The 13165-nt window shown below is 69.7% G+C and carries 12 protein-coding genes; 10 read left to right on the plus strand and 2 right to left on the minus strand.

What is annotated here, in order from left to right; genetic code table 11:
* Positions 1–195: 195 nt before the first annotated feature.
* Genes argC through argH form a run of 6 tightly spaced genes read left to right on the plus strand, consistent with a single transcriptional unit; the run spans position 196 to position 6886 of the window.
* Complete coding sequence (argC, locus tag ACFY5A_RS18480; RefSeq protein ID WP_387236412.1) at positions 196–1248, plus strand: N-acetyl-gamma-glutamyl-phosphate reductase; 1053 nt, start codon at positions 196–198, stop codon at positions 1246–1248.
* The gene (argJ, locus tag ACFY5A_RS18485; protein WP_387236415.1) at positions 1245–2402 is read left to right on the plus strand and encodes a bifunctional glutamate N-acetyltransferase/amino-acid acetyltransferase ArgJ; all 1158 of its coding nucleotides are present in this window, start codon (positions 1245–1247) and stop codon (positions 2400–2402) included. The genes argC and argJ overlap by 4 nt, the downstream gene beginning before the upstream one ends.
* Positions 2399–3316 (plus strand): acetylglutamate kinase, encoded by a 918-nt coding sequence (argB, locus tag ACFY5A_RS18490; protein ID WP_105672379.1) that lies wholly within the window; start codon positions 2399–2401, stop codon positions 3314–3316. The genes argJ and argB overlap by 4 nt, the downstream gene beginning before the upstream one ends.
* Positions 3313–4524 carry an acetylornithine transaminase gene (locus ACFY5A_RS18495; protein WP_387236418.1) on the plus strand — a complete coding sequence of 404 codons (1212 nt, stop codon included), beginning with the start codon at positions 3313–3315 and terminating at the stop codon, positions 4522–4524. The genes argB and ACFY5A_RS18495 overlap by 4 nt, the downstream gene beginning before the upstream one ends.
* A complete protein-coding gene (gene argF, locus ACFY5A_RS18500) occupies positions 4521–5456 on the plus strand; it encodes an ornithine carbamoyltransferase (protein WP_341941770.1) in 936 nt (311 codons plus the stop codon). Before ACFY5A_RS18495 ends, argF begins: the two co-directional genes overlap by 4 nt.
* A complete protein-coding gene (gene argH, locus ACFY5A_RS18505) occupies positions 5456–6886 on the plus strand; it encodes an argininosuccinate lyase (RefSeq protein ID WP_387236421.1) in 1431 nt (476 codons plus the stop codon). The genes argF and argH overlap by 1 nt, the downstream gene beginning before the upstream one ends.
* 21 nt (positions 6887–6907) lie before the next feature.
* Here argH and ACFY5A_RS18510 read toward each other — a convergent pair whose 3' ends face one another.
* Complete coding sequence (locus ACFY5A_RS18510; RefSeq protein ID WP_386954535.1) at positions 6908–7504, minus strand: DUF1349 domain-containing protein; 597 nt, start codon at positions 7502–7504, stop codon at positions 6908–6910.
* A 60-nt stretch (positions 7505–7564) separates the two neighbouring features.
* Here ACFY5A_RS18510 and ACFY5A_RS18515 point away from each other — a divergent pair, with 60 nt between their 5' ends.
* Genes ACFY5A_RS18515 through ACFY5A_RS18530 form a run of 4 tightly spaced genes read left to right on the plus strand, consistent with a single transcriptional unit; the run spans position 7565 to position 11168 of the window.
* Complete coding sequence (locus ACFY5A_RS18515; protein ID WP_105672374.1) at positions 7565–8209, plus strand: SatD family protein; 645 nt, start codon at positions 7565–7567, stop codon at positions 8207–8209.
* The gene (locus tag ACFY5A_RS18520) at positions 8206–9018 is read left to right on the plus strand and encodes a hypothetical protein (protein ID WP_387236424.1); all 813 of its coding nucleotides are present in this window, start codon (positions 8206–8208) and stop codon (positions 9016–9018) included. Before ACFY5A_RS18515 ends, ACFY5A_RS18520 begins: the two co-directional genes overlap by 4 nt.
* Positions 9019–9046: 28 nt before the next feature.
* Positions 9047–10348 carry a tyrosine--tRNA ligase gene (tyrS, locus tag ACFY5A_RS18525; RefSeq protein WP_105672372.1) on the plus strand — a complete coding sequence of 434 codons (1302 nt, stop codon included), beginning with the start codon at positions 9047–9049 and terminating at the stop codon, positions 10346–10348.
* A gap of 25 nt (positions 10349–10373) precedes the next feature.
* Positions 10374–11168, plus strand: coding sequence for a DUF4184 family protein (locus tag ACFY5A_RS18530; protein WP_387236427.1), 795 nt, complete (start codon positions 10374–10376; stop codon positions 11166–11168).
* On the opposite strand, the gene ACFY5A_RS18535 is transcribed toward ACFY5A_RS18530, so the two are convergent.
* Positions 11153–12475: a CoA transferase gene (locus tag ACFY5A_RS18535; RefSeq protein ID WP_387236430.1), complete on the minus strand. Its 1323-nt coding sequence runs from the start codon at positions 12473–12475 to the stop codon at positions 11153–11155. The genes ACFY5A_RS18530 and ACFY5A_RS18535 overlap by 16 nt on opposite strands.
* Between the last annotated feature and the right edge of the window lie 690 nt (positions 12476–13165).

Genomic DNA, 13165 nt, shown 5'->3' on the forward strand with positions numbered 1-13165 from the left:
GCTCGCGCTACTGTCGCGACATGTCTTCGGCCGCCACCGCTTCTCTGACGCTCGCTCCGAGCGTCATCGCTGTGCGCCGACGCCGCGGCGGCCGCCGACTCTAGGCGACCCCGCGCTCCTGCCTGTGCACGCACGGCGGTCGAGTGCCGGTGTCGCCGCTCAGGCCTCCGACCCTCCCACCGTTAAGGTAGAAGCATGACGTACTCCGTCGCCGTCTCCGGCGCATCCGGCTACGCAGGCGGCGAGATTCTGCGCCTCCTGGCCGCCCATCCCGACATCGAGATCCGCACCGTCACCGCGCACTCGAACGCAGGGCAGCCGCTGATCCAGCATCAGCCCCACCTGCGCTCGCTCGCCCATCTCACGCTGCAGGACACGACACCCGAGATCCTGGCAGGGCACGACATCGTGTTCCTCGCCCTGCCGCACGGGCAGTCTGGGCAGTACACCGACGCGCTCGGCTCGGTGCCGCTCGTGATCGACGCGGGCGCCGACCACCGGCTCACCTCGAAGGAGTCGTGGGACGCCTTCTACGGCGGCGACTTCCACGAGCCGTGGGCGTACGGTGTTCCCGAGCTGCCCGTCGGTGAGGGGAAGCAGCGGGCGAACCTGCGCGGCGCCACGCGCATCGCGGCACCGGGATGCAACGCCTCGACCGTGAGCCTCAGCCTGGCGCCCGGCGTCGCCGCGGGAGTGATCGATCCCGGAGACATCGTCTCCGTGCTCGCGGTCGGCCCCTCCGGCGCGGGCAAGAGCCTCAAGACGAACCTCCTCGGCAGCGAGATCCTCGGCACCGCCAACCCCTACGCGGTGGGCGGCACGCACCGCCACATCCCGGAGATCAGGCAGGCGCTCGCCGCAGCGTCCGGGGCAGAGGCCGACGGCATCCGCATCTCCTTCACGCCCGTGCTCGTCCCGATGTCGCGCGGCATCCTCGCCACCTCCACCGCTCCGATCGCCGAGGGCGTCACCGACGCGCAGATCCGCGACGCGTGGGAGAGCGCCTATGCGGGGGAGACCTTCGTCCAGCTGCTCCCCGAGGGGCAGTTCCCGCGCACGGCCGACGTGCTCGGGGCGAACACCGCGCTGATCGGACTCGCGATCGACCGCGCCGCGAACCGCGTCACGGTCGTCACCGCGGTCGACAACCTCGTCAAGGGCACCGCCGGTGCCGCCATCCAGTCCATGAACATCGCGCTCGGCTTCCCCGAAGACCGCGCCCTCTCCGTGAACGGAGTCGCACCGTGAGTGTCACCGCACCTGCAGGATTCGAGGCGGCCGGCGTCGCCGCAGGCCTCAAGAGCACGGGAAAGCCTGACGTCGCCGTGGTCGTCAACCGCGGCCCGCGCAAGGTCGGAGCGGCCGTCTTCACGAGCAACCGCGCCAAGGCCAACCCCATCATCTGGTCGCAGCAGGCCGTCGCCGACCGCGTCGTCGAGGCCGTCGTGCTGAACTCGGGCGGGGCGAACTGCTTCACCGGCAGCTTCGGCTTCCAGACCACGCACCAGACCGCCGAGAAGGCGGCCGAGCTCCTCGGCGTCAGTGCGGGGGATGTGCTCGTGTGCTCCACCGGACTCATCGGCACCGGTGACGAGGTCTTCCGCTCGAGGGTCCTCGCCGGCACCGCGCAGGCGATCGCCGAACTCTCCTCCGAGGGAGGGGACGCCGCCGCCCAGGCCATCATGACCACGGACACGGTCGCCAAGACCGCGGTGGTGAGCCGCGACGGCTGGACCATCGGCGGCATGGCGAAGGGCGCGGGGATGCTCGCCCCCGGTCTCGCCACCATGCTCGTCGTGCTCACCACGGATGCCGTCCTCGAACCGCTCGAGGCCGATGAGGCGCTGCGCCGGGCGACCGGTCAGACGTTCGACCGTCTCGACTCCGACGGCTGCATGTCGACCAACGACCAGGTGACGCTGCTCGCCAACGGGGCGTCCGAGGTGGCCCCCGACCTCGACGACTTCGCCGCCGCGCTCTCCGAGGTCTGCCAGGAGCTCGCCGTCAAGCTGCAGGGCGACGCCGAGGGGGCGAGCCACGACATCACGATCGAGGTGCAGCACGCGGCATCCGAGAAGGACGCCGTCGAGGTCGGGCGCTCCGTCGCCCGCAACAACCTCTTCAAGGCGGCGATCTTCGGCAACGACCCGAACTGGGGGCGCGTCCTCGCCGCGATCGGCACCACGGCCGCGCAGTTCGACCCCTACGACGTCGACGTGTGGATGAACGGCGTCCGCGTGTGCAGCGAGGGCGGCCCCGACCGTCCCCGCGATGAGGTCGACCTGACCCCTCGGGCCACCCACCTCGTCATCGACCTCAAGGTCGGCGAGGCCACGGCATCCATCCTCACGAACGATCTCACCCACGAGTACGTCCACGAGAACAGCGCCTACGCCTCATGACCGACATCCAGGACACCCCGGCCGAGATCGCCGCGGTCAAGGCCGAGACCCTCATCGAATCCCTCCCGTGGCTGAAGAAGTTCCGCGACCAGATCGTCGTCGTCAAGTACGGCGGCAACGCCATGGTCTCCGACGAGCTGCAGGAGGCGTTCGCCCAGGACATCGCGTACCTGCGTTACGTCGGCGTGCAGCCCGTCGTCGTGCACGGCGGGGGCCCGCAGATCTCGAACATGCTCGATCGTCTCGACATCCCGAGCGAGTTCAAGGGCGGCTACCGGGTCACCACCACCGAGGCGATCAGCGTCGTGCGGATGGTCCTCACCGGCCAGGTCAACCCGCAGCTGGTGTCGAAGATCAACTCCCACGGCCCGATCGCGACGGGTCTCAGCGGTGAGGACGCCGGTCTGTTCGGCGGGCGTCGTCGCGGCGTCATCATCGAGGGGGAGGAGGTCGATCTGGGTCGCGTGGGCGATGTCGTCGAGGTCGATCCGACCCCCGTGCTCGATCACCTGGCCGCGGGGCGAGTGCCGGTCGTGTCGTCGATCGCGCCCGATCTGGACCACCCCGGGCAGTCGCTCAACGTCAACGCGGATGCCGCCGCCGCCGCCCTCGCGGTGGCGCTCGGGGCGCGCAAGCTCGTCATCCTCACCGACGTGCCGGGGCTCTACGCCGACTGGCCCAACAGGGACTCCCTCGTCTCGCACCTCACATCGGACGCGCTCGTCGAGATGCTGCCGAGCCTGGAGTCCGGGATGATCCCGAAGATGAGGGCCTGCCTGGACGCGGTCGAGGGCGGCGTCGACGCCGCGGCGATCATCGACGGACGGGTGCCGCACTCGGTGCTCGTCGAACTCTTCACCAGCAAGGGAATCGGAACAGAAGTGGTCATGGGAAGCGCAGGGACGACGGCATGAGCAACTGGCAGGATGACGCGGCGAGCGATCTGGTCCTCAACGCGGGGCCCCGCCTCGCCATGCTCACGCGCGGCGAGGGCTCGTATCTGTGGGACTCCGAGGGCAAGCGCCTGCTGGACTTCCTCGCGGGCATCGCGGTGACCTCTCTCGGCCACGCGCACCCCGTGTTCGTCGAGGCCGTGTCCCGCCAGGCGGCGACCCTCGCTCACGTGTCGAACTACTTCGCCACGCCGTCGCAGCTCGCCCTCGCCGCACGCCTGAAGCGGCTCGCAGGTGCGGGCATCGACGGCCGCGTGTTCTTCTCGAACTCCGGCGCCGAGGCCAACGAGGCGGCCTTCAAGCTCGCCCGTCTGCACGGCGGAGCGGAGAAGCCGCGCATCATCGCACTGGAGAACGGCTTCCACGGGCGCACGATGGGCTCTCTCGCCATGACGGCGAAGGAGTCGATGCGCGCGCCGTTCGAGCCCATGCCCGGCGGCGTCGAGCACATCCCGGCGACGATCGAGGCGCTCGAGGCCGCGATCGACGACCGCGTCGCCGCGGTCATCGTCGAACCCATCCAGGGAGAGGCCGGGGTGGTCGAGCTGCCCGAGGGGTACCTCGCCGCAGCGCGCTCGCTCACCCTGAAGCACGGCGCGCTGCTCATCGTGGACGAGATCCAGACCGGCGCAGGGCGCACCGGAGCCTGGTTCGGCTTCAGCCACGAGGGCATCACGCCCGATGCGATCACCCTCGCGAAGGGGATCGGCGGCGGCTTCCCGATCGGCGCCCTCGTCACCTACGGGGCCGCGAGCGCGCTCTTCACACCCGGTTCGCACGGCTCGACGTTCGGCGGCAACCCGCTGGCGACCGCCGTGGCCGATGCCGTCCTCGCCGAGATCGAGGACGCGGGTCTCGTCGAGAACGCCGCGCTGCGGGGCGCTGAGCTGCGCGATCTCATCGAGGCCGTCGACTCCCCGCTGATCGAGGGCGTCCGCGGTCGCGGTCTCCTCATCGGCGTCGCGCTGACCGCTCCCGTCGCCGGCGCCGTGGTCGCCGCGGCCCAGGAGCGCGGTCTCATCGTGAACGCCGCCAACCCCGAGACCGTGCGCATCGCGCCGGCGCTCACCATCGGCGCCGCCGAGCTCGCCGAGTTCCGCGAGCTGTTCACGGCATCCCTCGCCGACGTCCAGGCATCCCTCACCGACTCCGGAAAGGCCCCCGCATGACCCGCCACCTGCTGCGTGACGACGACCTCACCCCCGCCGAGCAGGCGGAGATCCTCGATCTCGCGCTGGAGCTGAAGAAGGACCGCTGGGCGGACAAGAGCCTCGCCGGTCCGCAGACCGTCGCGGTGATCTTCGACAAGTCGTCCACCCGCACGCGCGTGTCCTTCGCGGTCGGCATCGCGGATCTCGGCGGCTCCCCGCTGATCATCTCGACGGCCAACAGCCAGCTCGGCGGCAAGGAGACCCCCTCCGACACCGCACGGGTGCTGGAGCGCCAGGTCGCGGCGATCGTCTGGCGCACCTACGCCCAGGCCGGTCTCGAGGAGATGGCGAACGGCACCCGCGTGCCGGTGGTCAACGCGCTCTCCGACGACTTCCACCCCTGCCAGCTGCTGGCCGACCTCCTCACGATCCGCGAGCACAAGGGCGAGCTGAAGGGTCTCACCCTCACGTTCTTCGGCGACGGGCAGAGCAACATGGCGCACTCCTACGCGCTCGCGTGCGTCACGGCGGGCATGCACGTGCGCATCGCCTCGCCGGCCGACTACGCGCCGCGCGCCGACGTCGTCGAGGCCGCCGACCGCCGTGCCGCCGAGACCGGCGGCTCGATCACGCTCTACACGGACCCGGTGGAGGCGGCGGCCGGCGCCGACGTGGTCGTCACCGACACGTGGGTGTCGATGGGCAAGGAGGAGGAGAAGCTCGCGCGCATCCGCGATCTCGGGGGCTACAAGGTGACGCCGGAGACGATGACGATCGCCGACTCCGAGGCGATCTTCATCCACTGCCTCCCCGCCGACCGCGGCTACGAGGTCGACTCCGAGGTCATCGACGGCCCGCAGAGCGTCGTGTGGGACGAGGCCGAGAACCGCCTGCACGCGCAGAAGGCGCTGCTGGTCTGGCTGCTCCGCAAGAACGGGGAGGCCGCCTGATGGGCGCGGACAAGAACGAGGGCACGAACGAGGGAGCCCTGTGGGGAGCTCGGTTCGCGAGCGGTCCCTCTCCCGAGCTCGTCGAGCTGAGCCGCTCGACGCACTTCGACTGGATCCTCGCGCCGTACGACATCGCCGGATCCCATGCGCATGCGACGGCCCTCGAGGCCGCAGGGTACCTCGAAGCCGATGAGGCGACGCGGATGCACGAGGGACTGGATGCCGTGGCCCGCAAGGTCGCGGACGGCTCGCTGCGGCCGCAGCCGACGGACGAGGACGTGCACGGCGCCCTGGAACAGGCCCTGATCGCCGAGCTCGGGCCCGAGCTGGGCGGACGCCTGCGAGCGGGTCGCAGCCGGAACGACCAGATCGCGACTCTCGTGCGCATGTACCTGATCGACCACGCCCGGGTGATCGCCCGTGACATCCTCCGCGTGATCGACGCGCTCGTCGCCCAGGCCGAGGCGCACCCCGATGCGATCCTCCCCGGTCGCACCCATCTGCAGCACGCGCAGCCCGTGCTCCTCGCCCACCACCTGCAGGCGCACGGCTGGCCTCTGGTGCGAGAGCTCGAGCGGCTCGTCGACTGGCGTCGCCGCGCCGGCGTCTCGCCGTACGGCGGCGGAGCGCTCGCGGGTTCGACCCTGGGCCTCGACCCGGCGCTCGTCGCGACGGAGCTCGGACTCGACCGTCCCGCCGAGAACTCCCTCGACGGCACCTCCGCGCGTGACGTGGTGGCGGAGTTCGCCTTCATCACGGCTATGACGGGCGTCGACCTGTCGCGCCTCGCCGAGGAGATCATCCTCTGGAACACGCGCGAGTTCGGGTTCGTCACGCTGCACGACGGCTACTCGACCGGGTCGAGCATCATGCCGCAGAAGAAGAACCCCGACATCGCCGAGCTGGCCAGAGGCAAGTCGGGCCGTTTGATCGGCAATCTCTCGGGTCTCATGGCGACCCTCAAGGGGCTGCCCCTGGCGTACAACCGCGACCTGCAGGAGGACAAGGAGCCGGTCTTCGACTCCGTGCAGACCCTGGAGGTCGTGCTGCCCGCGTTCGCCGGCATGGTCGCGACGCTGCAGTTCGACACGCTGCGGATGGCCGCGCTCGCCCCGCAGGGCTTCTCCCTCGCGACGGACGTCGCGGAGTGGCTGGTCAAGCGTCGCGTGCCCTTCCGTGACGCGCACGAGATCTCCGGTGCGCTCGTCCGCGCCTGCGAGGACCGGGGGATCGGCCTCGAAGACGCCTCCGATGAGCTGCTGCTCTCGGTGTCCGCACACCTGGCGCCCGAGGTGCGCGAGGTGCTGACGATCGAGGGATCCGTCGCCTCGCGCACGGGCGCCGGTGGCACCGCCCCCGTGCGCGTCGCGGAGCAGCGCGCCGAGCTCGTCGCACGGGCACAGGCAGCGGCGCACGCTCTCGGGCTGTAGTCCTGCCGCGGCGGATCCGGCTCAGTGCAGGGTCGCGTCCGCCGCGGAGCGCACCCAGCGCGTGAATCGCACGGTGAGTCCGGAGCGCATGGGGGCGGCGAGGAACGGACCGGCGGATGCCGCGGCGTCTCCGTCGAACGGCGCGACCCGCACCAGGCGCCAGTCGCCGTCGTCGGCGCGAGCCCGCACGATCACGGCATCCGGCCAGCGGCTCACGCGCACGGTGATCTCGCTTCCGTGCCAGTCGTCGACGTGGCCCACCGACCAGTCCGAGCCGACGTCGGTGACGACGGCGCCGAGTCCGAGATGGTCGTCGGCGTACTCGATCCCCGCCTTGATCCAGTGCTCGTCGTCGATCTTCACGAAGACACCGGCCTGGTCGAACTGACCGTCCCACGGGGCCTGGAACGACACGTCCATGGCCTCGCCGACGGCGAGGGGCGCGAGAAGCGCGTGCTCGCTGTCGTGCACGAAGCCGTAGGCGGTGCGTCGCCAGGCGTCGCTGCCCTCGACGGCCGTGACGTCGAGGTGGGGTTCGTCGGATGCGGCCGTCGACTGGGCGAAGGGGGCATGGGTCCATGAGCCGTCGGACCAGGGGATGATGTGCGATTCAGGCATATCCTCAAGATATAACTAAATAACGCATAAGTACAGAGTTATTCGTGATACGGTTATCGGATGGTCATCGCCGTACTCGCCGACATCGTCGGCTCCCGCAGGCTCGATGATCGCACGGCCGCGCAGCACGTGCTCGACCGGACGATCGCGCAGGTCGAGGCCGACCTCCCGCTGGCCGCGCAGCCGCTGACTCCCACGGTGGGAGACGAGCAGCAGGGCGTCTACAGCGACCTCGGAGACGCGCTGATCTCGCTCCTGATGATCCAGCTCCGGCTGCCGGACGGCATCGCGTTCCGGTTCGGGATCGGCGTGGGGGAGGTGCGTCCCGTCGCATCCGTGCACGGCGAGCTCGCAGACGGACCGGGGTGGTACGCCGCGCGCGCGGCGATCGAGACCGTGCACGCGAGGGAAGGCCGCGCCGTGCCGCGCACACGCACGTGGATTGTCGGAGCCCCCGGGCAGGATGAGGTCATGGAGACCACGATCGCGGCGTCCAACGCCTACCTCCTCGTCAGGGACGAACTGGTGGGCGCCATGAACGAGCGCGAACGGCGTCTGACCTACGGTCGCATCATCGGACGGTCGCAGCAGGAGCTCGCCGCCGAGGAGGGCATCTCCCAGCCGAGCATCTCGAAGGCGCTGCGCACCGCGGGAGCCGCCGCGATCGTCGAGGGACTGGCCGCGCTCAGAGGGGAGCTCGCATGATCGTCGCCGGATTCGTCCTGCTGGCCGTCGGCGCCGCCGACCTCGTGCGGCAGTTCGCGCCTCGCCGGTGGATCGGCTATCTCTCCGTGGTGGTGATCCTGCTCCTGCTCGGCAGCGTGAGCGACGCCCTGCTGCCGATGATCGCAGCGCTCGTCGTGGGCGCTCTGTGGGTGTGGTGCATGCCAGACGATCGACCGGCGCCCCTGGGATTCTGGCCTGCGGTCCTCCTCGGCGTCCTCAGTGTCGGCGCGGTGGTGTGGTGGGGAGCCCGCACCGACGCCGGTCTCATCGGCGGAGTCTGGAGTCTGCGCTCGCCGTTCGGCGACGTGTCCTTCGACCTGGCGGTGCTCACGCTGGGCGCCGGAGTCTTCCTGCTCGAATCCGCGAACCTCGTGGTGCGCGCCGCACTCGACGGCGAGCACACCTGGCGTCCGGCCGATCCGGTGGCGGTCGTCACCGCGCCGTCGGACTCGGCGACCCCCGTCGTGGAGGCCGAGTCGTCGGGCGCCGAGACGTCGGACGATGCGGCGGTGAAGAGCGCAGCGGCTCCTGCTGATCCGCGCGGCGGGTTCAAAGGCGGGCGGCTGATCGGACCGCTGGAGCGCACGCTCGTGATGATCCTCACCCTCGCATCGGCGTACCCGATCCTGGCGGCGATGCTCGCGGCGAAGGGCATCGTACGCTTCCCGGAGATCTCGCGCGACGGCGAGACCGGCGCCAGGGCGGAGTACTTCCTCGTCGGAAGCCTCGTCAGCTGGGTGATCGGGCTGGGAGCGGCGTTCCTCGTCTGGTGGGCCGCGCACAGCTGAGCGGTTCACCGCTGATAACCTTGATCGCGTGTCTGATCCCGCTCTGACGACTGCGGCGCCCGCGATCGATCCCACGTTCGACAACGTGTGGGACGAACTCGTGTGGCGTGGCCTCGTCCACGTGTCCACCGACCAGGAGGCGCTGCGCGCCCTGCTCGCGGGAGACCCCATCACGTACTACTGCGGGTTCGATCCGACCGCTCCGAGCCTGCACCTGGGCAACCTCGTGCAGCTGCTCACGCTGCGTCGCATCCAGCTCGCCGGCCACAAGCCCCTCGGCCTCGTCGGCGGCTCGACCGGCCTCATCGGAGATCCGCGACCGACCGCCGAGCGCACGCTGAACACGCGCGAGACCGTGGTCGAGTGGGTCGGGCGCCTGCGCACCCAGGTCGAGCGCTACCTCAGCTTCGAGGGCGACAACGCCGCACGCATCGTCAACAACCTCGACTGGACGGCGCCGATGTCGGCGATCGACTTCCTGCGCGAGATCGGCAAGCACTACCGCGTCGGCACCATGCTGAAGAAGGACGCGGTCGCCGCGCGCCTGAACTCCGACGCCGGCATCAGCTACACCGAGTTCAGCTACCAGATCCTGCAGGGGATGGACTTCCTGGAGCTCTTCCGCCAGTACGACTGCGTGCTGCAGACCGGCGGCAGCGACCAGTGGGGCAACCTCACCAGCGGAACCGACCTCATCCACCGCGTCGAGGGCGCTTCGGTGCACGCGATCGGCACCCCGCTGATCACGAACAGCGACGGCACGAAGTTCGGCAAGAGCGAGGGCAACGCGATCTGGCTGGATGCCGAGATGTGCAGCCCCTACCGGATGTACCAGTTCTGGCTCAGCACCGCGGATGCCGACGTCATCGACCGGCTGAAGGTCTTCACCTTCCTCAGCCGCGCCGAGATCGAGGAGTACGCGGCACTCGTGGAGTCCGAGCCGTTCCGCCGTGCGGCGCAGAAGCGTCTCGCGCTCGAGGTCGTCGCCACGGTTCACGGCATCGATTCCGCCGCCGCCGTGATCGCGGCATCCGAGGCGCTGTTCGGACAGGGCGACCTGACCGCTCTCGACGCCTCGACGCTGCGGACCGCGCTGGAGGAGCTGCCGAACGCCACCGTGCCTTCGGGGACTCCGGTGGTCGAGGCTCTCGTGACGACCGGTCTGGTGTCCAGTCTCAGCGAGGCCCGGCGTGCGATCACGCAGGGCGGGGTGTCGGTCGACGGCATCCGCGTCGACGACGAGTCCGCAACCGTGAGCGGTGCGCTTCCCGGCGGAGTCTCCGTGCTCCGTCGAGGCAAGAAGACTCTCGCCGGCGTCTTCGTCGGCTGACGCTCGTCCGTCGCGAGCAGAGCGGATGCCGTTCACCCCGAGTCACGCGCTGGTCGCACTGCCGTTCGTGCGCACGCCGCTCGTGCCGTCGGCGATCGCGATAGGTGCGATGGCGCCCGATCTGCCCCTGTTCCTCCGTGGAACGGGGCTGGACTACGGGTTCACTCACACCTACGCGAACGTGATCTGGACGGCGCTCGTCGCATTCGCGCTGTTCCTGATCTGGCGAGTCGTGCTGCGCCCGGCCGTTCCGGAGCTCTCACCGGTCTGGTTGGCGCGTCGGCTTCCCGCGAGCTGGGATGACCGGGGCCTCCCCGCGCTGCGGAAGGCGATCGGCAACGGCGAGTCGCGCTTCTTCCTCCTGCTCCTCGCGGCCTCGCTGATCCTCGGCGTCCTGTCCCACATCCTCTGGGACTCCTTCACGCACGAGGGGCGGTGGGGTGTCGAGGTGCTGCCGGCGCTCGATCGGATGTGGGGACCGCTGACGGGGTTCAAATGGCTGCAGTACGGCTCGGGGGCGGGCGCGCTGGTCATCATCGGCGTCTGGGCGATCCTTCGAGTGACCAGAGCCGTGCCCCGAGAGAGCATCGTGCGGGTGCTCCCTTCGGCCGTGCGGATCTCCTGGTGGCTGTCGCTCCCGATCATCCTCGTCACGGCGTGGACCATCGGGTTCGCGGCCTACGGTCCGTTCACCGATGACTTCACCCTGCAGCATCTCGCCTATCGGGTGCTCCCACCGGCCTGTGCGGTGTGGGGTGCGCTGACCGTGATCCTCTGCCTGCTGCTGCCGGTGTTCCGCGGTCGTCACCAGCGGGGCTGATCCACGCCCCACTCGTGCGGGGCACGGAAGTCGAGCCCGGGAAGCGCGGGTCGCGCGGTGGCGAGTCGACGCCCTCCGATGTCGAAGTGCGCCGTATGGGGTGCGGGGTCGACGTCGCGTTCCGGCGCGGGTTCCGCGTTCCGCGGCATCCCGAGAAGCTCGGCGGCGATGCGACGCAAGGAGGTTCGCACCTGCCAGGTGCCGCCGTCTCGTCGTCGCCGATCGAGCAGCGCGACGACGGATGCGGCGAGCAGATAGCCCGCACTGTGGTCGAGTGCCTGCGCGGGAAGCGCCCCCGGACGGTCGCCGTCCACCGACTCGACGAGCGCGATGCCTGACTCGGCCTGCACCAGGCTGTCGAAACCGGCGCGCTCAGGGTGGTCGACACCCCAGGCGCTGAGCTGGGCGACGACGAGCTCTGGGTACCGCTCGGCGAGGGCATCTGCGGAGAGGCCGAGTCGATCCAGTGCCGCGGGGCGGTATCCGAGCACGACGACGTCCGCCTGGGCGAGGAGCGCGTGCAACTCGGACGAGCGGGCGTCGAGCAGGGCCGACCTTTTGCCGTGGCCGGTGTCGAAGTGCTGCCATTCGGGTTCCGGCAGGTGCGGCGGATCGATACGGAGGACGTCGGCGCCGAGGAGCGCGAGCGTGCGAGTGCAGACGGGGCCGGCGATTACGCGGGTGAGGTCGAGGACGCGGATGTCCGAGAGCGGGAGCGCGCGGACGGGGGAGAGGGGGAGATCCGGAGCAAGGGGTGCTCGACCGGGGCCCTCGACACCGCGGACGTCCAACAGGGGAGTGCTGCGCAGCGCGGCATCCTCGATCGGCCGCTCGGTGGAGACGACCACGGCGAGACCTCCCTCGGAGGAGATCGCGGTGGCAGCCTCCGTCGAGGTCCGCTCGGCGAAAGCGGAGGAGATCGCGTCGAGGTCGGTGATCCCGAGACCCCGCAGCAGCGCCTCGGCGTGGTGGCGGTAGTTCCCGTGGGTGCGCACCCACCCGTCGCAGGAGCGCCAGAACCCGGAGTACGGCGACCAGACCGACGGAGCCGTGCCGTCGACGGTCAGCAGGCGGTCGCTCCGGTAGGAGAAGGCGATCCGGTCAGGGTCGAGCTCTGCGCTGATCCCCGCCACAGATGCCACCGAGGCGACGCTCGCCCAGGCGAGATCCGCGGTCGCCAAGCGGGAGGGCAGGGGCACGCGGTGTGCCGGCGCGGGAATCGGGACCGACGCGTGATCCATGCCGAGCTCGGTGAGAACGCGATCGCGCAGGGCCTGGTCCGGCCGGGGAAGGAGGGGCGCAGACATGAGCCGATCGTACTCCGCGGCGCGTTCGACTCCGGATTCTCGATCTGGTCAGGGGGAAACAGCGGGACCGGCGACGACGACACGCCCGAGGGGTACGGCCCGATTTGCCGGAACCCCGGAATCCGCGTAACTTATTACTTGTTCGCCCCACAGGGAAGCGGAGAGGCCGAGAGCTTCACCCCCCTCAAGCGGAGAACCACCTCCCGATCCTCTCACTTGTGAGATCAGACGCTTGCGTCTAGGATGGGAGGTCCACCCCTTCTGCGGCTGTCTCCAGCTGCGCGGCGGATCTCAGATCCGCTCGACGCGCTGATTTGACAAGCGAGGCGGGGTGGATAAGCTAGTGAAGTTGCCTCGGCGCCCTGAGCGGTGAGGCTGCGAATCTGGTTCTGAGCCTCACGGCGTGTCGATTTGACAAGCCGAGCAGGACAGGTAAGATTGAGAAGTTGCCCTTCGGGCCTGGTTGTGATGACTGGGTCGGGGGAGCGTCCGATCCTTGAGAACTCAACAGCGTGCACTTGTCAAATGCCAAATAACCTCGATCTAGCTTCGGCTAGGTGAGATTCCTTTGGATCAAAGACCAGCCCTTCTTTGTGGGGGGTTGGCATTCGGATGAAGTCAGCAATGAATTTGTCTCTTTGGTCAGCATCAAACTCGCTGCGTCACCGTTTTCCCGGTGGGGTATGCATT

It is taken from the genome of Microbacterium sp. NPDC012755, from assembly GCF_042901325.1.
Lineage (GTDB): Bacteria > Actinomycetota > Actinomycetes > Actinomycetales > Microbacteriaceae > Microbacterium > Microbacterium natoriense.